The organism is Micromonospora sp. NPDC047730 (genome assembly GCF_043204765.1).
GTDB lineage: Bacteria > Actinomycetota > Actinomycetes > Mycobacteriales > Micromonosporaceae > Micromonospora.
In genome coordinates this window covers 650,463-675,249 of sequence record NZ_JBIDCU010000001.1, presented here as the reverse complement: position 1 = coordinate 675,249, position 24,787 = coordinate 650,463, and the positions used below count along the sequence as shown (strand labels likewise).

The window sequence follows — 24,787 nt, the reverse complement described above, 5'->3', positions numbered from 1 at the left end:
ATGGCCCCGCCGGCCCCCTCGGCGACCCGCCGGATCGCCGGCGTGGGCCTCGCGACCGCCTCCGGGGTCGCCGTGGCCGTACAGTCCCGGATCAACGGTGAGTTGGGCGTACGGCTGTCCGACGGGATCGCCGCCGCGGTGGTCTCGTTCGGCGTGGGCCTGCTGGTGCTGTTGGTGCTGGTTCCCGCCACCCCCGGTGGGCGGCGGGGACTGGTGGCCCTGCGTGGCGCGCTCGCCGACGGCACGCTGCGGCCGTGGCAGTGCCTCGGCGGGGTGTGCGGCGCCCTGCTGGTGGCCGCGCAGGGGCTGACCATCGGCGCCCTGGGCGTGGCCGTGTTCAGCGTGGCGGTGGTCGCCGGCCAGTCCGGCAGCAGCCTGGCCGTCGACCGGGCGGGGGTCGGCCCGAACGGGCGCCAGCCTGTCACCGCCCAGCGGCTGGCCGGCGCGGCGCTGACCGTGGTCGCCGTCCTGCTGGCCGTCGGCGACCGGCTCGGCGACCCGGGCACCCTCGGGCTGGCGCTGCTGCCGCTGCTCGCGGGAGTGGCCATCGCCTGGCAGCAGGCGGTCAACGGCCGGGTGCGGATGGCCTCCGGCAGCGCCCTGACGGCCACGCTGGTCAACTTCACCGCCGGTACGACGGCCCTGCTGGCGACCTTCGCCGTCGACGTCGCGGTCCGGGGCTGGCCCGCGGGCGACCTGCCCACCGAGCCCTGGTTCTACCTGGGTGGGCCGATCGGGATCGTGTTCATCGCGATCGCCGCCGCGATCGTCCGGTTCACCGGCGTGCTGCTGCTCGGCCTGGCCACCATCGCCGGTCAGATCGTCGGCGCCGTGCTGCTGGACGTGCTGCGGCCCACGACGGCCTCCCACCCGAGCCTCACCACCCTGCTCGGCGCGGCGCTGACCATGGTCGCGGTCCTCGTCACCGCGCTCGCCCCGGCTGCGCCCCGCCGGCCGGACGGCCCGGCCCGCTGACGTCGTCAGGGCAGCGGAACGGACCTGGCGGGTGTGCCGGCCCGCGCGGAACAACGGACCGCCGGTGCTCAGGAGGCGCGCGCCGGAGCCGGCTGGGCGCGGAGGGCGGCGACGGTGTCGGCGAGGGCGTCGTCGAGCGGGGTCGGGTCGATGCCGAAGGTCGCGACGGCCGCGGTGGAGTCCAGCACAAACGGCCGGTCGAACTGGTAGGCGATCTCCCGCATCTCCTTCGCGGTCGCGTCGAACAACCCGCCCAGCCACAGCATCTGCCCGGGCATCCGGGTGAGCTTCGGCGCGGGCGCCCCGGCGAGCGTGGCCGCGCGGGCGGCCAGGCCACGGATCGAGACCGCCGGCGCGGTCGGCACGTGCCAGACCCGGCCCCAGCCCCGCTCGTCGGTGGCCGCGGCCACCAGGGTGCGGGCCACGTCCGGCACGTACGTCCAGCTGTGCGGCGCGTCGAGATCCGCCGGCACCAGCGCGCGCCGGCCGGCCAGGACCTGCGGCAGCACCAGCATGCTCGGCAGTGACTGGGCGCCGGCGCCCAGGTAGTCCGAGCCCCGCACCTCGGTGGCCCGGACCCGGCCCGCCTCGTGGGCGGCGAGCGCGTCGGCCCACATCTGCGCCCGGACCCGCCCCTTCACGCTGCTCGGCCGCAGCGGCGTCGCCTCGGTCATCGGGGCGTCGACGGGGCCGTAGCCGTAGAGGTTGCCGACGGTGGCGAGCACCGCCCCGCTCCGCTCGGCAGCGGTGAGCAGTGCGGCGGCCAGTGGCGGCCAGTCGGTGGCCCACCGGTGGTAGGCCGGGTTGGCGCAGTTGTAGAGCGCCGCCGCGCCGGTGGCCGCCGCGGTGAGGCGGTCGGCGTCGGTGGCGTCCGCGGCGATCCGCTCGACCGCCGGGTGCTCCGGCCCGCCGCCCCGGCGGGTCACCAGCCGCACCCGCTCGCCCCGGTCGGCGAGGAGACGGGCGGTGGCGGTGCCGACGGGGCCGGCGCCGACGATCACGTGCAGTGCCATCAGGGGTCACCTTTCAGAACGGCAATTCTCTCCGAGAGCGGCGCTCTCGTTCGACGCCAAGCATGACCCACGACCGCGCCTCACGTCAAGAGCGCTGCTCTCGGTTTTGATCTGCGCTCTCAATCGTGGCAGGGTGGAGGCATGACTGCACCCTCCATCCGCGCCCGGGTCCGCGCCGAGATGATCGACGAGATCAAGGCCGTGGCCCGGCGACACCTCGCCAGCGACGGCGCCAACCTGTCACTCCGTGCGGTCGCCCGGGACATGGGCATGGTCTCGTCGGCGATCTACCGCTACTTCCCCAGCCGCGACGAGCTGCTGACCGCGCTGATCATCGAGGCGTACGACGCGCTCGGCGAGGCCGTGGAGGCGGCCGACGCCGGATGCGACCGCCTCGACCTGCGCGGACGCTGGCACGCCGCCTGCCGGGCGGCCCGCGGCTGGGCACTCGCCCACCCCGCCGAGTACGCCCTGCTCTACGGCAGCCCCGTGCCCGGCTACGCCGCCCCGGACGACACCATCGGCCCCGCCCAGCGACCGCCGCTGACCCTGATCGGCATCCTCCGCGACGGATTCGGCGCCGGTCGGCTCGACCCGCCACCGGCCGCCGAGGTGGCCGGTCCGCTCCGCGCCGACCTGGCGGACCTGGCCGGGATGCTGGGCGGCGAGCTGCCCGAGGCACTGCTCGCCCGGGGCATGGCCGGCTGGACCCAGCTCTTCGGGCTGATCAGCTTCGAGCTGTTCGGCCGGATCAACCGCACGCTGCCGCACCGGGACGCGTACTTCGACCACCAGACGGCACTGATGGCCGACCTGATCGGTCTCCCCCGAACGGACTGAACCCGTCCCGCACGACGGTCAGCGGGGCGGAACGGCGGAACGCGGCGTCGGCCACGGCGGATCGACCGGCTCGGCGGAGCCGAGCCGCTCCCAGGTCCCGTCCGGCCGGCGGAGGGCGAAGCCGGCGTGCCGTCGCGGTGCGGAGCCGGGACGCTCATCCGCCCACCGTCGCAGCCATTGATCTCGATCCGGACACGGCCGGGGCGGCATCCGGTACCGGTGCGTCAGGTGCCGTCGGAGGAGTGCCCGGGGAAGAGGTGCGCGCTCGGGTCGATGGCGACGGCCGCGTTGTTCACCGCCGTGGCGGCCTCGCCGAAGCCGGTGGCGATCAGCCGCACCTTGCCCGGGTACTCGGTGATGTCGCCGGCCGCGAAGACCCGGGGCAGGTTCGTCGCCATCGCGCTGTCGACCACGATGTGCCGGCGGTCGAGCCGCAGCCCCCACTCGGCCAGCGGGCCGAGGTCGGCGGTGAAGCCGAGGGCGGCAACCACCGTGTCCACCGGCAGCAGCTCGGCGGCGGCGCCGCCGCGTACGGTGATCTCGGCGCCGGTCACCGCCCCGTCGCCGTGCAACCCGGTCACCTCCGCGTTGACGATCACGCGCACCGGCAGCTCCAGCACCCGGGCGACGGTGGCGGCGTGGGCGCGGAACTTCTCCCGCCGGTGCGCCAGCGTCACCGAGCGGGCCAGCGGCTGGAGCGTCAGCGCCCAGTCGAAGGCGGAGTCGCCGCCGCCGACGATCAGCACGTCCCGGCCGGCCAGCTCGGTCGGCTGCGGTACGAAGTAGACGATCCCCGTACCGGCGAAGTGCTCCGCCACCGGCAGCGGGCGGGGCGTGAAGCTGCCCAGCCCGCCGGTCACGATCACCGCTCCGCAGCCGAGCTGCTCGCCCCCGGCGAGGCCGAGCACCGGCCGCCCGTCGGCGTACGAGAGCTTCTCGGCGCGGGTGCCGAGCAGGTAGCGCGGGTCGAAGGGCGCCGCCTGGGCGACGAGGTTGGCGATCAGGTCCCGCCCCTTGACCGCCGGGAAGCCGGCCACGTCGTGGATCAGCTTCTCCGGGTACATGGCGGTGATCTGGCCGCCGGGCTCGGGCAGCGCGTCGACGACCGCGACGGAGAGCCCGCGGAAGCCGGCGTAGTACGCCGCGAACAAGCCGGCCGGACCGGCCCCGATCACCGCGACATCGACCTCGCGCATGGGCGTACCGTCGCTTTCCGCTCACGGATCAACGCGTGCTGATCCCGACGGTAGGGCCGGCGGTGTGCCCGGGCAAGCATGTCCCACCGGCCGCACGGCACCGGCGCGTCGGCGCTCAGGGCAGGGTGAGCGTGGACTCCGAGCGGTACGGGCCACCGAGGTCGTCCCGGCGGCGCCGGAAGATGATCGCGGCGACCGCCCCGCCGAGCAGCCCGAACAGGTGCCCCTGCCAGGAGATCCGCTCGTCGGTGGGGAGGATGCCGACCAGCTGCCAGCCGTAGAGCAGGCCGACCAGCAGGAAGACCGCGAAGTTCCACCAGCTCCGCTCGACGATCCCCCGCATGAGCAGGATGCCCAGGTAGCCGAAGATGACGCCGCTCGCGCCGACCACGACGGAGTTGGACGAGCCGGTGAACCACACCCCCAGCCCGCTGACCAGGACGATGACGAGCGTCGACCAGAGGAACCGGCGGGCGCCGGCGGCGAGCACGAAGGTGCCGAGCAGGATCAGCGGAATGCTGTTGCTGTAGAGGTGGTCGAAGCCGTGGTGCAGGAACGGCGAGAAGAACACCCCGTCGAGCCCGTCGATGCGCTTGGGGATGATCCCGGCGGTGGTGTCGAAGCCGGCCGCCAGCCCCTGGTCGAGGGCCTCGATGAGAAAGAGGAACGGCACCACCGCGCACATGGCGACGAAGGCCCGGCCGAGCGCGGCGTAGAACGCCTCGGTGCCGAACCGGTGCGGATCGCCGCTTCGCGGGTGCAGGGTCACCCGTCAAGAGCTATCAGGTGACGGCCCGTGCCGCCACTCCTGCGGCGATCCGTGCGCCCCGACGACGGAGGCGGGGTGTGTGGACGCCCACACACCCCGCCTCCGGTCGGTCCGTCAGTACCAGCCCACGTCCTGGGAGTGCGCCCAGGCCTTGCAGGGCGAGCCGTAGCGGCCCTCGATGTAGCCGAGGCCCCACTTGATCTGGGTCGCCGGGTTGGTCTGCCAGTCGTCGGCGACCGAGCCCATCTTGCTGCCCGGCAGCGCCTGCGGGATGCCGTACGCCCCGGACGAGGAGTTGCGGGCCTTGTGGTTCCAGCCGCTCTCCTTGGTCCAGAGCTTGTCCAGACAGGGGAACTGGTCCATCCCGAAGCCGGCCTTCACCATGAGCGCGCAGCCGACCTCGCGGTTGCCGCTGAACTCCGCGCAGGACGCCGGGATCGGCCCGTCGTACGGCTTGCTCTCGGCGGCCTTCTCGGCCGCGGCCTTGGCGGCGGCCTCCCGCGCCTTCTTCCGGGACGCCGCGGCGGCCTCGGCCTCGCGGGCCCGCTTGGCGGCCTCCTTGGCCGCCGCGGCGGCGCGCAGCTTCGCCTGGTATTCGGCGGCCCGCTGCTTCGCCGACTGCACCTGGTGGGCGGCCTGGCGTTCGCGCTGGTAGTCGAGCTCGGCCTCCTCCACGGCGGCGCCGACCTGCGCGGTGAGGCCTTGTTGCTGGGTCTGACGGTCTTCGCCCAGGTAGACACCGCCGGCAACGCCCACGGAGAGCAGTGCGACAGCGGCCGTGCGGGCGCCGAACCGGCTCCACAGCCGACTCACGAAGTGGTCCCTTCGTCGGGGGCAAGGACACGGCGCGGGCACCCTTCATGGGGCGGGTCCGCGCCGCGAGCGCCCCGACCCTGTGCCGGTCGCAGCCGACGCACCGGGGGTGGAAGATGTCGGTGTGACGAACGATCACCAACGATCTTGTCGGTACGTGGGCGCTCGTTGGACACCATCGCGCACGGTGAGGCCGATGGGAAACCAAGAGGCTTAATTGTGACTTGCGTCACTCAAATTATAGGCACAAACAGCCATATAACGGTCATCAGTGCGGGATGTCCTCCAGCAGGTCCGTCACCATCGCGGCGATCGGCGAACGCTCCGAACGGCTGAGGGTGACGTGGGCGAAGAGCGGATGGCCCTTGAGCGCCTCGATCACCGCGGTCACCCCGTCGTGCCGACCGACGCGGAGATTGTCCCGCTGGGCCACGTCGTGGGTGAGCACCACCCGCGAGCCCTGGCCGATCCGGGAGAGCACGGTCAACAGCACCCCGCGCTCCAGCGACTGCGCCTCGTCCACGATCACGAAGGCGTCGTGCAGGCTCCGGCCCCGGATGTGGGTCAGCGGCAGCACCTCCAGCAGGCCGCGCGACGTGACCTCCTCCAGCACGTTCTCGTGCATTACCGCGCCGAGGGTGTCGAAGACCGCCTGCGCCCAGGGCGACATCTTCTCCGACTCCGAACCGGGGAGGTAGCCCAGCTCCTGCCCGCCGACGGCGTAGAGCGGGCGGAAGACCACCACCTTCCTGTGCCGCCGGCGCTCCATCACCGCTTCCAGCCCGGCACAGAGGGCCAGCGCGGACTTGCCCGTCCCGGCCCGCCCGCCCAGCGAGACGATGCCGACCGACTCGTCGAGCAGCAGGTCGAGGGCGATCCGCTGCTCGGCCGAGCGGCCGTGCAGCCCGAACGCCTCCCGGTCGCCGCGGACCAGCCGCACCGTCTTGTCGGGCAGCACCCGGCCGAGCGCCGAGCCGCGGGCGGAGTGCAGCACCAGGCCGGTGTGGCAGGGCAGCCCGGCGGCCGCGTCCAGGTCGAGCGTCTCGCCGGCGTAGAGCCGGCCGATCTGCTCCTCGGCCAGCTCCAGCTCGGACATCCCCGTCCAGGTGGGGTCGCTGGCCTGGCCGTGCCGGTATTCGTCGGCCCGCAGGCCCACCGAGGCCGCCTTGACGCGCAGCGGCATGTCCTTGCTGACCAGGGTCACCTCCCGCCCCTCGGCGGCGAGGTTCAACGCGACGGAGAGGATCCGCGCGTCGTTGGAGTCGGTGCGGAAGCCCGGCGGCAGGACGCCGTCGTCGGCGTGGTTGAGCTCCACCCGCAGCGTGCCGCCGGAGTCGTTGGCCGGCACCGGGCGGTCGAGCCGCCCGTGCCTGACCCGCAGCTCGTCCAGCATGCGCAGGGACTGCCGGGCGAACCAGCCCAGCTCCGGGTGGTGCCGCTTGCCCTCCAGCTCGGAGATGACCACGAGGGGCAGGACCACCTCGTGCTCGGCGAAGCGGTGGAAGGCCGCCGGGTCGGAGAGGAGCACCGAGGTGTCCAGGACGAACGCCTGGCCGGCTGGTCGGGGCTCCTCGGCGTCGGCCGGAGCGGCGGAAACCCCGCGGCGGCTCCGGGTGGTGCGGCGGGTCGTGGCAGTCGCGGCCGTGGTCCGGTCGGCCCCGGCGGTCGTACGGCGAGTCGTCACAGGCCTGCTCCGACGGATGGGCATCCGCCACCCGCGTTCCGCCTCCTCCGGTGCCCGGGGACACGGGGTCGGATGCGGAACCCCGTGCGCGAGGTCGCAGATCCGGGCGGACCGGCTGGCTCGGGAGAACCCCGTGCCATGCCTAGACGCTAGCGGCGTCGGACCCTCCGGGCTAGAGGGCGATCGTGGATCTCCGGGGACCGGCACGTTAACAGGCGTCGGCGGCGGAACCGGCCGGGATGCATGCCCCCTGCGCGCATCCCGGCCGGTGGGACCACCGTCACCGGTCTGACGTGGTCCCGACGGTGCGTGTCCGCCGCGGACGACGCACCGTGCCCTGGGTACCGGTCGACGGGGCCTCGGGATCCCCGTCGACCGGGCTCAACCGGTCCGCCGCACGAGGGTGCCGGTCGGGTGCCGCCCGGTGACCGGGGCGGCCGGCGCCGCGAACGACGAGCCGGTGTACGTGGTGCCCGGCCGGACCACCGTGCCGGTGACGCGGGTGGTGGTGGGCGACGGGCCGGCCAGCGCCGACGCGATGGCCGCCTGGGCGTCGCGGCGGCGTCGGTTCCAGGCGCCCCGGTCGCCGTCGAAATAGCCCTGGCGGTAGCCGAACCGGTAGCCGATCCGGTAGCTGAGCTGCCCGTGCAGCCGACCGGCGGCGTAGCTGGTGGCACCGAGGACGAGGACGAGGAAGACCGCGAGGAAGGGGCTCATCCGGCGGCTCCGGTGCGCCGCGGGTGCCCGGTCATCGCTCCTCCGGCTCGACCGAGGTGGGATCGGCGACCAGGAGCCGGTCCAGGTCGTCCGTGCTGACCTCCTCGACCAGCTCGACGCTGATCCGGCAGCCGTCCAGGACGACCTCGGCCACCGAGGACCGGCGGATCTCGCCGCCGGCGTCGTACACCCGGACGCTGAGCTCCGGACAGCCGAGGTGGGTACGCCAGGTGTCCCACTCGGTGCGGTCGCCGACGCTGAGCGAGAGGTAGCGGCAGCCCCGGGCGACGTAGAGGCGCCAGGGGGCGCTCAGGCCGGCGGCCACTCCCTCCGCGATCAGGCCGAAGGCCTGGGCTCGGGTGGCGAGTTCGGTCACCACACCCCCCTCGCGCCGGGGGCGTGACGCATGTGAGCACTGATCGTCTCATGCACGTGACACACCGTAGGTTGTCTCATGGGCGTGACAGTATCAGCTTTTCGTCTGTTTACTCCGCCTCTACGGGCACCTACTCTGCCCAGGTGACACCCCTCAGAAGCGGCGCCGGATCGTTTACCGGCAGGCCGACATTCGCGTCTCGTCCGCGTGACACCAGCGTGCCGGGGCGGGCACGGCTGGCCGGCGGGTCGTACCGTCACGACGTGACCGAGACGGCCAACGCACGGAAGATCGCCTTCGCCACCTTCGTCCGTCGGGCGCTCGACGAGGCCCGGGCCACCCGGGCCTGGAGCGGCACCGAGGTCTCCCGTCGCACCGGGGTTTCCCGGCAGACCATCAACCGCTGGGTCCGGGGCGACTGGGCCAGCGACCCGGAGGCCGAGCGCGTGGTGGCGTTCTGCGAGGGCCTGGGGCTCAACCCGGCGACCGCCTTCGCCGCGCTGGGCTGGGACCGCACGGCGACGCCCCGCAGCACCTCCACCCCACCACCGATGGACCCCGACGTCGAGGCGCTGCTGCGCCGCCTCGTCGACCCCGACGTCTCAGACGCGGAGAAGTTCCACATCCGGGAGACCATCCGTTACCTCGCTTATCGCCCGACTCTGCCGGCCGATGTCCGAAAACGAGGTAAACAGGCCGGCTAGTTCCTCAGATGGCGAAAGAACGGCAGGTCAGACCCATTCGTTTCGCTCCGGGGCCGGAACGGGCACGCTAGCGTCCCTATTCGTACTGCTTGGGCTCGTCGTCGGCGGGGGGACGGGACAAGGCCGAACCCAGCCCTGCGGGACAGAAGGAGGGGTCTGTCCATGACCCTGAAGTGGATGGCAGTCGTCATCGCCACCGTGTCGATGACACTGGGCGTGACCGGAAACGTGGTGACGCTGGCGGTCAACGGCGGGCAGCTTCCCCTGCTCGTCAACCTCCTCGCGCTCGCCACCGCCGGCACCGCGGTCGTCCTGGCCGTGGTCGCCGAGCTGCACGACCGGCTGAACGACCGGATCAGCGCGCTCACCGACTTCCTGGTGAGCCGGCTCAAGGAGATCGAGGAACGCAGCGGCGACCGGAACACCGGGTTCGTGGAGGGCTACCTGCTCAGCCACGGCCAGGAGGCGGCCGTCGTGCCGTTCGGTCGACGGGGACGGGGAGCCGCCGAACGCTGACCCGCCAGGCCCGCCTTCATGCCGACCGCGCCTCCGGACGCCGGCCGGACCGCATCGTTCGACCGGGATTGAGCCGACCCGGCCGGGGTACGCTGACGCGCGTGCCGCCGTTGAACCTGGGCAACCAGCAGCCGAAGACCCCGTTGGACGCCGACCGTGCCTGGCGGACGACCGCCGGGCGGGCCGACGCGACGGTGCTCTTCTTCGACTTCGACGGCACCCTGGCACCGGTCGACGACGACCCCACCGCGGTGCGGCCCGCGCCGAACGTGCTCGCCGCGATCGAGGCGCTCGCCCCCGTCGTACGGCGGGTCGCGATCGTCTCCGCGCGACCGGTCGAGTTCCTCCGCGACCACCTCGGCGGGCTGGCCGGGATCGACCTGTACGGCCTCTACGGCCTGGAGCACAGCCACTCGGGCGGCGAGACCGTGACCGAGCCGGCGGCCCTGCCGTGGGTGCCCACCATGGCCGAGCTGGCCGAGCTGGCCCGGGCCGAGCTGCCCGAGGGCGCGCTGGTGGAGTACAAGCGGCTCTCCGTGGCGCTGCACTGGCGCACGGTGCCGCAGCTCGGCGACACCGTGGAGCGGTGGGGCCGGGCCCAGGCCGAACGGCTGGGGCTCAAGGTCCAGGCCGGTCGGATGGTGCTGGAGCTCAAGCCGCCGGTCGACCGGGACAAGGGCATGGTGATCGACGAGGTGGTCCGGGACGCCCAGGGCGCCTGGTACTTCGGCGACGACGTCTCCGACATCAAGGCGTTCGCCGCGCTGCGGGCCCGGGCCGCCGCCGATCCGCACTTCTTCGGCGTCTGCGTCGCCGTCGCCAACCCCGAGACCGGCCACGAGGTCGCGGCGGCCGCCGACCTGACCCTCGACTCCCCCGCCGCGCTCGGCGACTTCCTCGCCGCCGCCGCCCACCGCCTCACCTGACGCGCCGCGGCGGCCGGGGCCGGGAGGTCAGGCGCCGTAGCGGCGCTGCCGGTTGGCGTAGGAGCGCAGGGCGCGGAGGAAGTCGATGTGGCGGAAGTCCGGCCAGTTGAGTTCACAGAAGTAGAACTCCGAGTGCGCGGACTGCCAGAGCATGAAGCCGGACAGCCGCTGCTCGCCGCTGGTGCGGATGACCAGGTCCGGGTCGGGCTGGCCCCGCGTGTAGAGGTGCTCGGCGATGTGCTCGACGTCCAGCACCTCGGCCAGCTCCTCGATGGTGCCGCCGGAGGCGGCGTGCTCCAGCAGCAGCGAGCGCACCGCGTCGGTTATCTCCCGCCGGCCGCCGTAGCCGACCGCGATGTTGACCTCGGCCCCGCCGCTGCGCTCGCGGGTGCGCTCCTCGGCGGCCTTCAGCGCCGCGGCGGTCGACGCCGGGAGCAGGTCGAGCGCGCCGACCATGCGCAGCCGCCAGGGGTTGCCCTCCTCGGCCAGCTCGACCACGAGGTCCTCGATGATCTGCAGCAGCGGGTCCAGCTCGCTGGCCGGCCGGCGCAGGTTGTCGGTGGCCAGGAGGTAGAGCGTGACGTGCGCGATGCCGGCCTGGTCGCACCAGCCCAGCACGTGTTTGATCTTCGCTGCGCCGACCCGGTGCCCGTCGTTCGGGTCGACGTAGCCCATCTCCCGGGCCCACCTGCGGTTGCCGTCGCACATCACGCCGACGTGCCGGGGCACCGGCTTGCCCGCGAGCTTGGCCGTGAGGCGACGCTCGTACACCGAATAGATCAGGTCCCGCAGAGTCATCACCTTGCAGCGTAGCGACCTGTCCCGCCGATCACCCCCTCGGATGGCGTTCCCACGCCGGCAGACCGATGCCGATCATGCCCAGCGTGCGGGCGTCGAGCCGCCCGTCGCCCAGCCCCAACTCGACCACCGTCCGGTAGACCCGGTCGTCCCGGCGGGCCGCCCGGACCGCCGCGTCGACGACCCGCCGGTGCCGGGCCAGCCACGCCGCGAACGAGCTGTGCCGCAGGTGGGCGCCGAGCCGGCGGCGCAGCGCCGCCGCGTACCGCCGGGCAGCCTGCTCGGGCGAGCCGGTGGCCGCCGCGCCGGCGAGCGCGCCGGAGAGCAGGGCGTAGAAGATCCCTTCGCCCGTGAACGGATTGATCAGCGAGAGCGCGTCGCCGGCGAGCAGCACCCGGCCGCGCCCGGGCGACGGGCGGTGCGTCGACAGCGGCAGGTGGTGCGCCCGCAGGTCGGTCACCGTGGCCAGGTCCGTGCCGGGCAGCAGCGCGCCGAGCCGGTCGACCAGGTGCGCCCGGCTCAGCGCCTCCCCCCGCAGCACCTCCCCGTACCCGACGTTCGCCCGGCCGTCGCCGATCGGGAACGACCAGGCGTACGCCGGCCAGCGCGGCGCCGAGGTGACGATGAGCTGTTCGGGCGGGCCGGGCAGCTCCGGGGCGTACCCTCGGATGGCGAGCGCCAGGTGGCGGTCGGGGTTCACCGGGTGCCCGAGCGCCCGCCGGACCACCGACCCGGCGCCGTCCGCGCCGACCACCGCCCGCGCGGCCAGCTCCCCGTCGAGCACCACCCGGTCGGCGCGGACCTCCACCCGCCGCACCGCGTGCCGGCGCAACCGCGCGCCGGCCGCGACCGCCGCCGCCACCAGCCGGGCGTCGAAGACCGTCCGGGGCACCGTGTACGCCGGCCGGGGCAGCGCCCGGGCCACCGTGCCGCCACCCGGCCCGACCAGGCGCAACGCCGGCAGCGGCGCGTGCCCGGCCACCGCATCGGGCACACCCAGCTCGGCGAGCACGTCCAGCGCGTGCGCCGCGATGCCGTCCCCGCACGCCTTGTCCCGGGGAAAGTCGGAGCGGTCCAGCAGCAGGACGCTGGCCCCCGCCCGCCGGGCCGCAAGCGCGGCGGCCGACCCGGCCGGACCGGCCCCGACCACCACCACGTCGAACTCATCGCTCACCGCATCGCCTCCCTCCGGCCTGACCTTCCGGCCTTTCGGCCATCCTGCCGTCGCACACGCGCGGCGCGCCGATGCCGCACCGGCATGTCCGTCAGCACGTCGTCGACCCGGCACCGACCAACGGCTCGAGCCCTGTCGAGCTGCCCGCACAGACGGGGCACCATCCGGGCGGCCGGCCTCGTCATTCCGGCGGTCCCATGGACGGGGCAGCTCGACAGCGCTCGACAGGGGCCCGTGATCTGTCCCGGACTCGTCGCTCCGTCAGGCCGGTGCGGCGCGCTCGGTTGACCCGGCCCGGCTCGGTTCGCCCGGTGCGCTCGGGTTCACCTGGCACGCTCGGAAAGCCCGGCGCGCCCGATTCGCTCGGCGCGGGTCGCGCGCCACAGGCCGTAGAGCGTCAGGGCGGCGGCCAGCAGCGGGCCGCCGTCGCGGACCAGCCCGTCCAGCCCGAGCAGCCACCAGCACAGCGGCAGGTCGACGGCGAGCACGACGACGGTCACCGCCACCAGCAGGACGCGCGCCCAGGCCTTGCCGCGCATCAGGAAGGCGGTGCAGAACAGTACCGCGTAGCTGGTCACGATGCCGGCGGCGAACCAGAACAGCACCGCCGGCACGGCGGTCAGCCGGTCGTCCAGCACGGCGCCGCCGGCGACCAGGGCCGGGACCAGCATCAGCGGGCTGTAGGTGAACGCGGCAACCCGGCTGGTGAGCAGCCAGCCGTTGACCTCGGGCCGGCGGGGTGGGGTCTCCCGCCAGGAGATGCCACTACGGTCGATGACCAGCCGGGGCCGGTGGCGGACCAGGTGCCCGGACACCGCGGGCGAGCGGTAGAGCAGCCAGACCACGGCCGCGCAGAGGGCGGTGAGCAGGGCGAACCCGAGCAGCCCGGGCAACGGCGGCACGCCCTGCCGGGGCACGATCAGCCGCCCGACGGCGAACACCGTGGTCACCGCGAGGATCAGCCCGAACGGCCGGGCCACCGTCCGGCCGCGACGGACGTGCCCGATCAGCAGCAGGAAGCCGAGCGAGCGGAGCATGGCCCAGCCGGTGCGTACGGCCAGCCCGAAGCCCTGCTCCGGGGCGTACCACCAGTTGAGCAGCTCGACCGCGACGGTGGCCGCCGCGGTCAGTGCGAGCAGCGTGGTCAGCGCCCGGACGGCGGACGGCCGCCGGACCTCGGTCTCGGCGGCCGTCCTCATGGGAACCGATGATGCCCGGTACGGGCGTCGATCACACCTGTCGTCAGCGCTGCGGCTCCGCGTCGAGCCGGGCGCGCAGCGCGTCCAGCTCGGCCCAGAGCACGCCCGGCAGCTTGTCGCCGAACTTCTCGAACCACTCGGTGACCAGCGGAAGCTCGTTGCGCCACTCCTCCGGGTCGACCTTCAGCGCGATCCGGACGTCCTCCGGGGTCATGTCCAGGCCCTCGATGTCGAGCGCGTCCTGGGCCGGGACCATGCCGATCGGGGTCTCCACCGCCTCGGCGCGCCCCTCGATCCGCTCGACGATCCACTTCAGGACGCGGGAGTTCTCGCCGAAACCGGGCCAGAGGAAGCTGCCCTCCGGGTCCTTGCGGAACCAGTTGACGTAGTAGATCTTCGGCAGCTTGGACTCGTCGCCGTCGGCGCCCTTGCCCATCTCGATCCAGTGCCGGAAGTAGTCGCCGGCGTGGTAGCCGATGAACGGCAGCATCGCCATCGGGTCGCGCCGGACGACGCCGACCGCGCCGGAGGCGGCGGCGGTGGTCTCCGAGGAGAGCGTCGCGCCCATGTAGACGCCGTGCACCCAGTCGCGGGCCTCGGTCACCAGCGGGATGGTGTCCCGGCGACGGCCACCGAAGAGAATCGCGTCGATCGGCACGCCGTTCGGGTCGTAGTAGTCCTCGGCCAGGATCGGGCACTGGGTGATCGGGGTGCAGAACCGGCTGTTCGCGTGCGAGGAGAGGTTGTCGCTCTCCGGCGTCCAGTCGTTGCCCTTCCAGTCGATCAGGTGCGCCGGCGGCTCACCCATGCCCTCCCACCAGATGTCCCCGTCGTCGGTCAGGGCCACGTTGGTGAAGATGGAGTTGCCGCGGTCCAGCGTCCGCATCGCGTTGGCGTTGGTCTTCCAGTCCGTGCCAGGCGCGACGCCGAAGAGGCCGTACTCGGGGTTGACGGCGTAGAGGCGGCCGTCGGGGCCGAAGCGCATCCAGGCGATGTCGTCGCCGATGGTCTCGACCTTCCACCCGGGGACGGTCGGCTCCAGCATGGCGAGGTTGGTCTTGCCGCAGGCGGACGGGAACGCGCCGGCGATGTGGTAGACCTTGCCCTCCGGCGAGGTGATCTTGAGGATGAGCATGTGCTCGGCGAGCCAGCCCTCGTCGCGGCCCATCACGCTGGCGATCCGCAGCGAGTAGCACTTCTTGCCCAGCAGCGAGTTGCCGCCGTACCCGGAGCCGAAGGACCAGATCTCCCGGGTCTCCGGGAAGTGCGAGATGTACTTCGTCTCGTTGCACGGCCACGCCACGTCCTGCTGGCCGGGGGCGAGCGGGGCGCCGATCGAGTGCAGCGCGTGGACGAAGTCCACGTCGTCGCCCATGGCCTCGAGGACCTTGGCGCCCATCCGGGTCATGATGCGCATGGAGGCGACCACGTACGGGCTGTCGGTGATCTCGACGCCGAACATGGGGCTCTCGGCCTCGACCGGGCCCATGCAGAACGGGATGACGTACATGGTGCGCCCGCGCATGCAACCGCGGTAGAGCTCCGTCATCGTCCGCTTCATCTCGGCCGGCGCCATCCAGTTGTTGGTGGGGCCGGCGTCCGCCTCGTCGACGGAGCAGATGAAGGTGCGCTCCTCGACCCGGGCGACGTCCGTCGGGTCCGTCCGCGCGTAGAAGGAGTTGGGCTTCTTCTCCGGGTTGAGGCGGATCAGGGTGCCCGCCTCGACGAGCTCATCGGTGAGGCGCCGCCACTCCTCGTCGGACCCGTCCACCCAGACGACACGGTCGGGGGTGGTCAGTTCAGCGACCTCACGGACCCAGGCGAGCAGTTTGGGGTGGGACGTCGGGGCCTGATCGATACCCCGAACGGTAGCCGGAGCAACCATGACACATCTCCTTGGTGGTCGACGCTGACCGGTCTATGGGATGCACGAGTCTTGACGGCGCTGCGCGTCCTTACGGCGCGGTGCGTCGCCCTTCGTGGAAACCTGGGATTGGCCTCAGCGTAAACCGGGTGACGTCGCCAGTCAGTGGGACTGGTTGTGAAGAACTGCACAAGGTGCGGTCACGCTGCGGCATCACGAGCTAATACCCGCTTTCGCGCGCAGTTTCACGCAAATCCTCTGGGAAACCCCCGGCGGCCGACCTGCCGCGTCCCGGCGACGGACTCGCGAACCGCCCCGCTCGACCATCCCGACTCGTTACGCTCTGTCCACAGGCGCACACCCGTGCGGGCCGCTCGTCGTTGCTACCCGTGTGGGATGCAACCAGCCGGTAGGCTCGGCGTCGTGGCCGCGACGATGACCGGGGAGCCAGGCTCCCGGCAGACCCGCCCGGGTCTGGCCCACGCACTGGTCGAGCGTTTCGGCCACCTCGTCCGCGAGATGAGCAAGTTCGCCACCGTGGGCGGGATCGCCTTTCTGATCGACTTCGCGCTCTTCAACTACCTCACCAGCGTGCGGGGCGTCGAGCAGGTGACCGCGAAGACCGTCTCGACGGTGATCGCGGCGACCGTCGCGTTCGTCGGCAACCGGTTCTGGACGTGGCGGCACCGCAAGCGCTCCAACCCGGCCCGCGAGTACGCGCTGTTCTTCTTCTTCAACGGTGTCGGCCTGGGGATCGCGGTGGCCTGCCTGGCCATCAGCCGCTACGGCCTGGGCAGCATCTGGCCGGAGGTCTTCCAGACCCCGTTGGCCGACAACATCGCCAGCTTCATCGTCGGCACCGGGCTCGGGACGCTGTTCCGATTCTGGTCCTACCGACGGTTCGTCTTCGTGGAAGCGGGAACCCCAGCCGTTCCGGAAGTGAAGCACGACCGAGACCACCGGGCGTGACCTGCCGCCCACCTCGTCCCGGCCGGAGCCTCCCGGCCCCGCCCACTGCCCTAAGGTGTTCCGCATGCGTCTTGTCCGTCTGCTGCCCGAGCGCTGGCAGAAGTTCATCCACGAGGCGCTCAAATTCGGCATCGTCGGCGGCGTCAACACCGTCATCAATTACGCGGTGTTCAACGCCCTGGCACTCACCGTTTTTGTCGACGGCCAGTTGAAGGCGACGGTCATCGCCACCATCGTGGCGACCATCACGTCGTACCTGATGAATCGTCACTGGACGTACCGTGACCGCCCGAAGTCGGCAATGCGGCGCGAATACGCCCTGTTCTTCCTCTTCAACGGAGCCGGCCTGCTCATCGAGCTGGGCGTCCTCGCCGCCGCCAAGTACGGCCTGGGCGTGACCAGCCTGCTGGCCCTGAACGTGGCGAAGACCGGCGGCGTGCTGCTCGCGACGCTGTTCCGGTTCTGGTCCTACCGGACGTTCGTCTTCCAACCGGCACCGGCCCACGCCGCGGAGACGTGGCACAGCATCCCGCGCGACGAGTGGGACACGATGGCCGAAATGGACCCGGTGGCGGAGCTGGCCGAATCCATCTCCGAGCTGGAGGAGGCGCAGCCACCACCGGGCGCCGGACGGCGCGGCCCGGCCCCCGTGCCGGCGACCGGCCAGAGCGCCCCGATCCAGGGCCGCCCCGTGCCGCTCGACGCCGGCATCGGCGGCTCCCTCGACCGGGAACTGGAAGCCGAGCTGGCCGCCGAACTCCAGGCCAGCACCCGCCGCACCCCGCGCCGCTGACCCGCCGCACCACCCCGCGCCCGCCGCGCCGTTACCGTTCGGCGGGCGGGCGGGCGTGGGGCCGGGCTCAGGCGGTGGGGTCGCGCAGCGGCTTCCCCTCGTTCATGTCCGCCAGGATGTCGCGCATCTCGGCGTCGCCGAGGGAGTGCTTGTCGTGGTGGGCCTCGACCAGCTCGTAGAGCTTGGTCTGGACCTGGCCGACCCCAGGCACGTCGTGCAGGACGGACTGCCCGCGCTCGCCGGCGGACTCGATGGTCAGGGTGCCGCAACCGAGCAGACGCTCGACGAACCGCTGGTTCATCGCGTGGTCGTTGACCCGGGTGAGCGGGATGTCCCGCCGGTCGCGGGAGAGCACGCCGTGTTGGAGCAGCACCCGCTCGTTCGTGAAGAGGTAGTGGGTGGTCCGCCAGACCAGGAACGGCCAGAGCGCCAGCCAGAGCACCGCCGCCAGGGCCAGCACCCCGATCACGGCGAGCGCGATCGAGCCGCCCCCGCCGGACGGCAGCAGGACCATGCCGGCCACCACCGCCGCGACGGCGAGCACGAGCACCGCGACCGGCCGGATCAGCGCCTTCCAGTGCGGGTGCAGGTGCAGCACGACATGCTCGTCCTCGGTGAGCACGTCATCGGGGAACGCCACGGGAACCTCCTCGCAGAAACGGACGCGCTGACCGTAACCGCTCACCCTCCCGCCGCGACATCAGCCGCGCGGCGATCCCGCCCCCGCGATCTTGCAGTTTCGGCCCCCGTCTCGCGGCTTCGCCCCGTTCGCCAGGGCAAAAGTGCAAGATCGCGGGGAAGGGAGGGCGGGGGTCAGGTCAGCGGAGGTGGAGGACGTCGCCGGCGGCCAGGGCGCGCACGCCCGTGGGGGTGGTGACCAGCAGTCGGCCGTCGGCGTCCACGCCGGTCGCGGCGCCGGTGAGCTCCTCGCCGCCGGGCAGCAGCACGCGTACCTGGCGGCCGATCGTCGCGCAGGCGGCCAGGTAGGCGTCGCGCAGCCCGCTGGCGACCGCGTCCCCGCCGGCCGAACGCCAGCGGCCGTACCAGTCGGCGACCGAGCGAAGCAGGGCCCGCAGCAGCGGATCGCGGTCGGTGGCCGCCGCGCCGGCCAGTTGCAGCGAGGTGGCCGGCAGGCCGGTCGGGTTCTCCGGCAGCTCGTCGGCGCGGAGCGTGACGTTCAGGCCGATGCCGAGCACGATCGCGGGCGGCTGCGCCGGCGAGTCCCCCGGCACCGCCTCGGCGAGGATCCCGGCGCACTTCGCGTCGCCGATCAGCAGGTCGTTGGGCCACTTCAGGCCGGCGTCCAGCTCGGCCAGCCGGGCCACCGCCTCGACCAGGGCCACGCCGGCGAGCAGCGGCAGCCAGCCGTACCCCGCCTGGGGCACCGGCGGCCAGCCACGGTCGGCGACGGCCTCCCCCGGCCGGAGCAGCACGCTGGTGGCGATGCCCGCCCGCGCCGGTGACTGCCACGCCCGGTCGCGCCGTCCGCGCCCGGCGGTCTGCCGCTCCGCGACCACCACCAGCCCCTCCGGCTCCCCGGCCCGGGCCGCCTCGGCGACGTCCGCGTTGGTCGAGCCGGTCTCGACGCGCAGCTCCAGCCGCGCCCACGGCCCGTGCGGGGCGACCAGCGCCCGCCGCAACCGGGCCGCCGACAGCGGCGGACGGTCCAGATCGGTGTACGGCGAGCCCGGCATCCCGTCAGCCTACGGCCCCGCCCGAGAGCCACCCGCCGGCCGCCGGGCGGGCGTCGGGCGGGCGTCCGTGGGCGTCGTCGGCGAGCGGTCGCCGGGCTGAGGCGAACTGCACAGGGGCGACGACCTGAACCATCGTTATATTCCCAGGGTGACTACCGAGACCGGGATCAACATCCACAGCACCGCGGGCAAGCTGGCTGACCTGGAGCGACGGGTCGACGAGGCGGTGCACGCCGGGTCGGCGCGCGCGGTCGAGAAGCAGCACGCGAGGGGCAAGAAGACCGCCCGCGAGCGGATCGAGATGCTGCTCGACGAGGGCTCCTTCGTCGAGTTGGACGAGCTGGCCCGGCACCGGTCCACCAACTTCGGGCTGGAGAAGACCCGCCCGTACGGCGACGGCGTGATCACCGGCTACGGCACCATCGACGGCCGCCAGGTCTGCGTGTTCGCCCAGGACTTCACGGTCTTCGGCGGCTCCCTCGGCGAGGTCTTCGGCGAGAAGATCGTCAAGGTGATGGACCTGGCCATGAAGATCGGCTGCCCGGTCGTCGGCATCAACGACTCCGGCGGCGCCCGCATCCAGGAGGGCGTGGCCTCGCTCGGGCTCTACGGCGAGATCTTCTTCCGCAACGTCCGGGCCAGCGGCGTCATCCCGCAGATCTCCCTGATCATGGGCCCGTGCGCGGGGGGCGCCGTCTACTCCCCGGCGGTCACCGACTTCACCGTGATGGTCGACCAGACCTCGCACATGTTCATCACCGGCCCCGACGTCATCAAGACCGTCACCGGCGAGGACGTGGCGATGGAGGAGCTGGGCGGGGCCCGTACGCACAACTCCCGCAGCGGCAACGCGCACTACCTCGCCAGCGACGAGGAGGACGCGATCGAGTACGTGAAGGCGCTGCTGTCGTACCTGCCGTCGAACAACCTGGACGAGCCGGTGGTCTACGAGGCCCCCGCGGACCTCTCCGTGAGCGACGAGGACCGGGAACTGGACACGCTGATCCCCGACTCGGCGAACCAGCCGTACGACATGCACCGGGTCATCGAGCACGTCCTGGACGACGGCGAGTTCCTGGAGGTCCAGCCGCTCTACGCGCAGAACCTGATCATCGGCTACGGCCGGGTCGAGGGGCGCCCGGTCGGCGTGGTCGCCAACCAGCCGATGCACTTCGCCGGCACCCTGGACATCGCCGCGTCGGAGAAGGCCGCCCGGTTCGTGCGCACCTGCGACGCCTTCAACATCCCGGTGCTGACCTTCGTGGACGTTCCCGGCTTCCTGCCCGGCACCGGCCAGGAGTGGGACGGCATCATCCGCCGCGGCGCGAAGCTCATCTACGCGTACGCCGAGGCCACCGTCCCGAAGGTCACCGTCATCACCCGCAAGGCCTACGGCGGGGCGTACGACGTGATGGGCTCCAAGCACCTCGGCGCGGACCTGAACTTCGCCTGGCCGACCGCGCAGATCGCGGTGATGGGCGCGCAGGGCGCGGTGAACATCCTCTACCGGCAGGAACTGGCCGCCGCCGAGGACCCGGCCGCCGTGCGGGCCGAGAAGATCACCGAGTACGAGGACACTCTCGCCAACCCGTACATCGCGGCCGAGCGCGGCTACGTCGACAGCGTCATCCCGCCGCACGAGACCCGCACGCAGATCGTCCGCGCCCTGCGGGTGCTGCGCACCAAGCGCGAGACCCTGCCCCCGAAGAAGCACGGCAACATCCCGCTCTGACCCCGCCCCGCCCCGCGTCGCGTGCGGGCGTGGCGGGTCAGCAGGGCGGGTTGGCGGCGCCGCACATGCGGGTGGCGGCGACAGCGGCGAGCCGACGAAGTTCGGCCTCGCTGCTGTCGCGCGAGATGCTGACCACCGTGACCAGGTCGCCGACCCGGACGAACGCGGTGCTGAGCGGCTTCGGAGCGTCGCCAACCACTGTCGACGTCTTCGCCTGCCGGGGCTCGGACATGACCTGCCGCAGCAACGCCGACTCGTCGCCGGCGAACCCCCGGGCCACCACCTGCCAGCGGTGTGTCGTGACGATCTCGACGTCCCGCCCGTCGCGCCACACGACGCCGTCGGTCTCCCATTCCGGGCAGGAGTTCACCTGCCGGTCGATGTCAGGAATGATCTTGCCGGCCTCCTCGGTACGGACCCGGTAGAGATCCTGTCGCAGCAGGGGCTCACCCAGCCGTACCCCCATCACCGTCTGACTGCGCGAGTAGCGGGAGGGTTCAGCGGCGGCCGGAAGTCCCCGGTTCCGCAGGCACTTCGTCAACTCACCGTCGATCCGGATCGGCTCGTGGATGCCCGTCACGGTGAGTCGCGGGGTCTCCTTCTCCGGCAGGTCCTCCGGCTGGAGCAGCGCCTCCATCGGAATCGCGGCCCGTACGGGCGCATCCGGCCCGGCCGCCCCGGCCACGGTCACCCCGGCCGCGGTCGCCCCTTCCGCGGTCGCCAGCGGCCGGTTACCGCCGATGTGGTCGACCACCCCGAAGGCGGCCACGGTAAGCACGGTGACCGTCGTGACGGCCGCCGCCCCCAGCGCCGTACGCCGGCTGCGCCGGCGGGCCCGGGCGCGGATCTCGGCGGGCTCCGGCCAGCGGACGTCGCGCAGGTCCCTGTGCAACTGGTCGACGAACGTCGTCTCGTCACGCATCGGCGGCCTCCTTCAGCTCAGAGACGGCGAGCAGCCCGGCCAACGCGGCGCGCCCCCGGGAGAGTCGGGCCTTGACCGTGCCCACGGGGGCGTCGGTCTGCCGGGCCACCTCGGCCACCGGCATGCCGACCAGGTAGTACAGGGCGATCGCGGTGCGCTGCTCCTCGGGCAGCCGGCGCAGCGCGGCGACCACGTCGACGGTGTCGGGATCCGGGCCGGGCACCGTCTCCGTGGCACCGTGCCGCAGGTAGGCGCGGGCCCGGCTGCGCAGGCTGCGCCAGCGGCTGACCGCGATCCGGCTGGCCACCACCCGCACCCACGCCTCCGGCTCCTCGTACGCGCTCACAGTCGACCAGCGCTGCCAGGCGCGCACGTACGCCTCCTGCACGGCGTCCTGCGCCTCGGCGAGGTCACCGGTGAGCACGTAGACGAAGCCCAGCAACCGTTGCCGGCTGCCCCGGTAGAACTCGTCGAAGCCGTCGACGTCCGGCACCCTGCTACCTCCCCCGTGACGGTCGCAGGGGACACGCGCCAGCCGGGGCCGTCGGTTGCCCGGTCCACCGATCATTTTCGCCAGCTCCGCCGGCCGAAACCCGCCGGCCGGAACCCCGCTCAGATGATCACGTATCGCACGGGACCATTCTGCCCGCCCACGCTTCCGCGCCCTCCCCGGCGACGGCGGACGGCCGGTCGGGCGTGGTGTCTCCCCGGTACTTCCCGTGTCGGGTCGGCGCCGCTCAGAGCGTGATGCCGGCGTCGGCGAGGATCGGGCCGGCGAGCAGCAGCGCGCCTACGCCGAGGACGACCAGGTTGACCAGGGCGAACACGGTGACCCAGAAGAACGCGGGCAGCGGGGTGATCCCGGCGAGCTGGTCGGCGTCGGACGCCGGCATCCGGCCCCGGGAACGCAGGCGTTGCAGCTCCACCACCGGCCGTACGCCGCCGAGCAGCAGGAACCACACCCCGGTGTACGCGAACGCCGCCTGCACCTGCGGCGTGGCGTACCAGGAGACGGCGAGCACCACCCCGCCGGTGACCAGCAGCGAGAGCACGCCGAAGACGTTGCGGATCATGACCAGCATGGCGAGCAGCAGCGCCACGGCGACCCAGAGCAGCAGGGTGATCCGGTTGCCGCCGAGCAGCCACGCGCCGGCCAGCCCGACCAGCGGCGGGGCGACGTAGCCCGCGAGCAGGGTGAGGATCATCCCGGGGCCGGTGGGCCTGCCGGCGGACAGGGTCAGCCCCGAGGTGTCCGAGTGCAGCCGGATGCCGTGCAGCCGGCGGCCGGTGAGCAGCGCGACGAGGGCGTGCCCGCCCTCGTGGGCGATGGTGACGGCGTTTCTGGCGACCCGCCAGGGCAGGCGGGTGGACACGACCAGCAGCGCGACGGCGGCGGTCAGCAACACCAGCAGGGGCGGTGGGTCCGGCTGCGCCGCGAACAGCTTGTCCCAGAGACCGCCGAGCCCGTCGATCGACACCATGGGGCGCGAGCCTACCGGCCCCGACCTGTGTCGTTACGCCCTCGTGGGTCCGTATCGTGTGAAGCTGACCGGGTGGCGATCGGAGCGGGAGGTGGACGCCGGTGAGCGCGGCACCCCTGGAACCCCACATCGGCCTGTGGACAGAGGCCGAGTACCTCGCCATGGGCGAGACTTCGAACCGGGTCGAACTGCTCGACGGGAGCCTGATCGTGAGCCCTGCCCCGAGCAAGCGACACCAGCGGGTGTCGAGACTGCTGGCCAACAGCCTCGACGGCGCGGCCGGCGCCCTCGCGGTATTCGAGGCGGTGAACGTCCGGCTCGGGGTCGACCGGATCGTCATCCCGGACGTTGTCGTCGCCGACACCGACGACGAGGGCACGGTGGTCGAGGCGGGCGAGGTCGTCCTCGTCTGCGAGATCGTCTCTCCGGGGAACGCGGCGGCCGACCGACTGGTCAAGATGCAGCTCTACGCCATCGCCCGGATTCCCTGGTATCTGCTGGTCGAGCAGGACGGCCAGACCCACTCGTTGCGGCTGTTCCGGCTGGACGGTGCGCACTACGTCGAGGACCAGGTCGCCAAGGCGGGCGAGCGCCTCAACCTGACCGAGCCGTTCCGCTGGCGTGTCGACCCGGCTTCGCTCCGCTGAACCCAACGTCAGTCGTCAATGTAAATTTGTTTAGCGCCCCTTGTGATCGAGGACGCTTACCTCCAAAGATGGTCGTCAATTCCATCGGCGTCCTTGGAGGCATCCATGACCCGTACCAGACCATCGCTGCGCAGAATGCTCGCCACCGGCCTCACCGTGCTCGCCACCGTGGCGGCGGGGCTCGTCGCCACCAGCACCCCGGCGGCCGCGGCCACCACGCCCGGCATCGACGTCTCGCGCTACCAGGGCAGCATCAACTGGACGAGCGTGCGCAACGCCGGGATCCAGTTCGCCTTCATCAAGGCAACCGAGGGCACGAGCTACAAGGACCCGAACTTCAACAGCAACTACACCAACTCGTACTACGCGGGGGTGATCCGGGGGGCGTACCACTTCGCCCGGCCGAACATCTCCTCCGGGGCGATCCAGGCGAACTACCTGGCCTCCAACGGCGGCGCCTGGTCGGCCGACAGCCGCACCCTCCCGGCGGCGCTGGACCTGGAGGCCAACCCGTACAGCGGAGGGTACTGCTACGGCCTGAGCACGTCCGGGATGCGCAGCTGGGTCCAGGACTTCCTCAACACCTACCGCTCGCGCACCGGCCGCTACGCGGTCATCTACACGACCACCAGTTGGTGGAACCAGTGCACCGGCAGTTGGACCGGCCCCTGGGCGAACCACCCGCTCTGGATCGCCCGCTGGTCCACCTCCCCCGGCACCCTGCCGGCCGGCGCGCCGTTCTGGAGCTTCTGGCAGTACACCGACAGCGGTAGCGTCGCCGGGATCAGCGGCCCCGTCGACCGCAACTACTGGAACGGTGACCGTACCCGGCTGATCGCGCTGGCCAACAACACCGCCTGAGCCTGACTCGCCTGGGGAGGCAGTTGGCGGCAGCGGGATCGGCTGTCACCGTACGGTCGACAACTGGTCCGGCTGCCGCCACGCCACCGGCGCGCGTCAGGCCCGCCGTCGGGCCTGCGGGTGT

At 72.5% G+C, this 24,787-nt stretch carries 26 protein-coding genes and 1 pseudogene; 11 read left to right on the top strand and 16 right to left on the bottom strand.

From position 1 onward, the window contains the following. Positions 1–975, top strand: coding sequence for a DMT family transporter (locus ACGF5G_RS03295; RefSeq protein WP_393259206.1), 975 nt, complete (start codon positions 1–3; stop codon positions 973–975). 68 nt (positions 976–1,043) lie between these two features. On the opposite strand, the gene ACGF5G_RS03290 is transcribed toward ACGF5G_RS03295, so the two are convergent. Then, positions 1,044–1,988: an NAD-dependent epimerase/dehydratase family protein gene (locus ACGF5G_RS03290; protein WP_393258583.1), complete on the bottom strand. Its 945-nt coding sequence runs from the start codon at positions 1,986–1,988 to the stop codon at positions 1,044–1,046. Between the two features lie 141 nt (positions 1,989–2,129). Between ACGF5G_RS03290 and ACGF5G_RS03285 the strand changes: the two genes are divergently transcribed. Continuing rightward, on the top strand, positions 2,130–2,828 hold the full coding sequence (locus ACGF5G_RS03285; protein ID WP_393258581.1) for a TetR/AcrR family transcriptional regulator: 699 nt from the start codon (positions 2,130–2,132) through the stop codon (positions 2,826–2,828). 224 nt (positions 2,829–3,052) lie between these two features. Here ACGF5G_RS03285 and ACGF5G_RS03280 read toward each other — a convergent pair whose 3' ends face one another. The 6 genes from ACGF5G_RS03280 to ACGF5G_RS03255 all read right to left on the bottom strand — a co-directional run bounded on the left by ACGF5G_RS03280 (position 3,053) and on the right by ACGF5G_RS03255 (position 8,383). After that, a complete protein-coding gene (locus ACGF5G_RS03280; protein WP_350703416.1) occupies positions 3,053–4,024 on the bottom strand; it encodes an NAD(P)/FAD-dependent oxidoreductase in 972 nt (323 codons plus the stop codon). 115 nt (positions 4,025–4,139) lie between these two features. Continuing rightward, the gene (locus ACGF5G_RS03275) at positions 4,140–4,793 is read right to left on the bottom strand and encodes a rhomboid family intramembrane serine protease (RefSeq protein ID WP_393258577.1); all 654 of its coding nucleotides are present in this window, start codon (positions 4,791–4,793) and stop codon (positions 4,140–4,142) included. 114 nt (positions 4,794–4,907) lie between these two features. Further along, complete coding sequence (locus ACGF5G_RS03270; RefSeq protein ID WP_357692212.1) at positions 4,908–5,606, bottom strand: lytic transglycosylase domain-containing protein; 699 nt, start codon at positions 5,604–5,606, stop codon at positions 4,908–4,910. Between the two features lie 268 nt (positions 5,607–5,874). Beyond that, positions 5,875–7,290: a PhoH family protein gene (locus ACGF5G_RS03265; RefSeq protein WP_393258575.1), complete on the bottom strand. Its 1,416-nt coding sequence runs from the start codon at positions 7,288–7,290 to the stop codon at positions 5,875–5,877. Between the two features lie 381 nt (positions 7,291–7,671). Next, positions 7,672–8,007 carry a hypothetical protein gene (locus tag ACGF5G_RS03260; RefSeq protein WP_350703423.1) on the bottom strand — a complete coding sequence of 112 codons (336 nt, stop codon included), beginning with the start codon at positions 8,005–8,007 and terminating at the stop codon, positions 7,672–7,674. 31 nt (positions 8,008–8,038) lie between these two features. Further along, positions 8,039–8,383, bottom strand: a complete 345-nt coding sequence (locus ACGF5G_RS03255) for a hypothetical protein (RefSeq protein ID WP_393258573.1) — start codon at positions 8,381–8,383, stop codon at positions 8,039–8,041. 263 nt (positions 8,384–8,646) lie between these two features. Between ACGF5G_RS03255 and ACGF5G_RS03250 the strand changes: the two genes are divergently transcribed. From ACGF5G_RS03250 to otsB, 3 genes are all read left to right on the top strand, one after another. Then, positions 8,647–9,087: an XRE family transcriptional regulator gene (locus tag ACGF5G_RS03250; protein ID WP_393258570.1), complete on the top strand. Its 441-nt coding sequence runs from the start codon at positions 8,647–8,649 to the stop codon at positions 9,085–9,087. A 162-nt stretch (positions 9,088–9,249) separates the two neighbouring features. Continuing rightward, positions 9,250–9,603: a hypothetical protein gene (locus ACGF5G_RS03245; protein ID WP_393258568.1), complete on the top strand. Its 354-nt coding sequence runs from the start codon at positions 9,250–9,252 to the stop codon at positions 9,601–9,603. 101 nt (positions 9,604–9,704) lie between these two features. Next, entirely contained in the window at positions 9,705–10,529 is an 825-nt protein-coding gene (gene otsB, locus ACGF5G_RS03240; protein WP_393258565.1) for a trehalose-phosphatase, read from the top strand. 27 nt (positions 10,530–10,556) lie between these two features. On the opposite strand, the gene ACGF5G_RS03235 is transcribed toward otsB, so the two are convergent. The 4 genes from ACGF5G_RS03235 to ACGF5G_RS03220 all read right to left on the bottom strand — a co-directional run bounded on the left by ACGF5G_RS03235 (position 10,557) and on the right by ACGF5G_RS03220 (position 15,585). Further along, positions 10,557–11,327 (bottom strand): isoprenyl transferase, encoded by a 771-nt coding sequence (locus ACGF5G_RS03235; RefSeq protein ID WP_350678538.1) that lies wholly within the window; start codon positions 11,325–11,327, stop codon positions 10,557–10,559. Between the two features lie 31 nt (positions 11,328–11,358). Beyond that, positions 11,359–12,501 carry a geranylgeranyl reductase family protein gene (locus tag ACGF5G_RS03230; protein ID WP_393258561.1) on the bottom strand — a complete coding sequence of 381 codons (1,143 nt, stop codon included), beginning with the start codon at positions 12,499–12,501 and terminating at the stop codon, positions 11,359–11,361. Positions 12,502–12,824: 323 nt separating this feature from the next. Next, on the bottom strand, positions 12,825–13,700 hold the full coding sequence (locus tag ACGF5G_RS03225) for a hypothetical protein (RefSeq protein WP_393258559.1): 876 nt from the start codon (positions 13,698–13,700) through the stop codon (positions 12,825–12,827). 43 nt (positions 13,701–13,743) lie between these two features. Continuing rightward, positions 13,744–15,585, bottom strand: a complete 1,842-nt coding sequence (locus tag ACGF5G_RS03220) for a phosphoenolpyruvate carboxykinase (GTP) (RefSeq protein WP_393258556.1) — start codon at positions 15,583–15,585, stop codon at positions 13,744–13,746. Between the two features lie 156 nt (positions 15,586–15,741). On the opposite strand from ACGF5G_RS03220, the pseudogene ACGF5G_RS03215 reads away from it, so the two are divergent. The 3 genes and pseudogenes from ACGF5G_RS03215 to ACGF5G_RS03205 form a co-directional block, all read left to right on the top strand. Beyond that, positions 15,742–15,832, top strand: a pseudogene (locus ACGF5G_RS03215) (GtrA family protein); the annotation flags it as partial. Positions 15,833–15,999: 167 nt separating this feature from the next. Then, on the top strand, positions 16,000–16,533 hold the full coding sequence (locus ACGF5G_RS03210) for a GtrA family protein (protein WP_393259205.1): 534 nt from the start codon (positions 16,000–16,002) through the stop codon (positions 16,531–16,533). A gap of 64 nt (positions 16,534–16,597) precedes the next feature. Beyond that, positions 16,598–17,326 carry a GtrA family protein gene (locus ACGF5G_RS03205; protein ID WP_393258553.1) on the top strand — a complete coding sequence of 243 codons (729 nt, stop codon included), beginning with the start codon at positions 16,598–16,600 and terminating at the stop codon, positions 17,324–17,326. 67 nt (positions 17,327–17,393) lie between these two features. Here ACGF5G_RS03205 and ACGF5G_RS03200 read toward each other — a convergent pair whose 3' ends face one another. Both ACGF5G_RS03200 and ACGF5G_RS03195 read right to left on the bottom strand, forming a co-directional pair. Continuing rightward, entirely contained in the window at positions 17,394–17,966 is a 573-nt protein-coding gene (locus tag ACGF5G_RS03200; RefSeq protein ID WP_393258550.1) for a PH domain-containing protein, read from the bottom strand. 178 nt (positions 17,967–18,144) lie between these two features. After that, positions 18,145–19,020, bottom strand: a complete 876-nt coding sequence (locus tag ACGF5G_RS03195) for a biotin--[acetyl-CoA-carboxylase] ligase (RefSeq protein WP_393258547.1) — start codon at positions 19,018–19,020, stop codon at positions 18,145–18,147. A 148-nt stretch (positions 19,021–19,168) separates the two neighbouring features. Between ACGF5G_RS03195 and ACGF5G_RS03190 the strand changes: the two genes are divergently transcribed. After that, positions 19,169–20,752: an acyl-CoA carboxylase subunit beta gene (locus ACGF5G_RS03190; protein ID WP_393258545.1), complete on the top strand. Its 1,584-nt coding sequence runs from the start codon at positions 19,169–19,171 to the stop codon at positions 20,750–20,752. A 37-nt stretch (positions 20,753–20,789) separates the two neighbouring features. Here the strand turns inward: ACGF5G_RS03190 and ACGF5G_RS03185 are convergent, their stop codons facing one another. The 3 genes from ACGF5G_RS03185 to ACGF5G_RS03175 all read right to left on the bottom strand — a co-directional run bounded on the left by ACGF5G_RS03185 (position 20,790) and on the right by ACGF5G_RS03175 (position 23,155). Beyond that, positions 20,790–21,674, bottom strand: coding sequence for a hypothetical protein (locus ACGF5G_RS03185; RefSeq protein WP_393258542.1), 885 nt, complete (start codon positions 21,672–21,674; stop codon positions 20,790–20,792). After that, positions 21,667–22,167 carry a SigE family RNA polymerase sigma factor gene (locus ACGF5G_RS03180; RefSeq protein ID WP_350678559.1) on the bottom strand — a complete coding sequence of 167 codons (501 nt, stop codon included), beginning with the start codon at positions 22,165–22,167 and terminating at the stop codon, positions 21,667–21,669. The genes ACGF5G_RS03185 and ACGF5G_RS03180 overlap by 8 nt, the downstream gene beginning before the upstream one ends. A 244-nt stretch (positions 22,168–22,411) precedes the next feature. After that, complete coding sequence (locus ACGF5G_RS03175; RefSeq protein ID WP_393258539.1) at positions 22,412–23,155, bottom strand: M50 family metallopeptidase; 744 nt, start codon at positions 23,153–23,155, stop codon at positions 22,412–22,414. Positions 23,156–23,256: 101 nt separating this feature from the next. On the opposite strand from ACGF5G_RS03175, the gene ACGF5G_RS03170 reads away from it, so the two are divergent. Both ACGF5G_RS03170 and ACGF5G_RS03165 read left to right on the top strand, forming a co-directional pair. Beyond that, positions 23,257–23,802 (top strand): Uma2 family endonuclease, encoded by a 546-nt coding sequence (locus tag ACGF5G_RS03170; protein ID WP_393258536.1) that lies wholly within the window; start codon positions 23,257–23,259, stop codon positions 23,800–23,802. Positions 23,803–23,907: 105 nt separating this feature from the next. Beyond that, positions 23,908–24,663: a GH25 family lysozyme gene (locus tag ACGF5G_RS03165; protein WP_363704336.1), complete on the top strand. Its 756-nt coding sequence runs from the start codon at positions 23,908–23,910 to the stop codon at positions 24,661–24,663. Positions 24,664–24,787 lie beyond the last annotated feature (124 nt).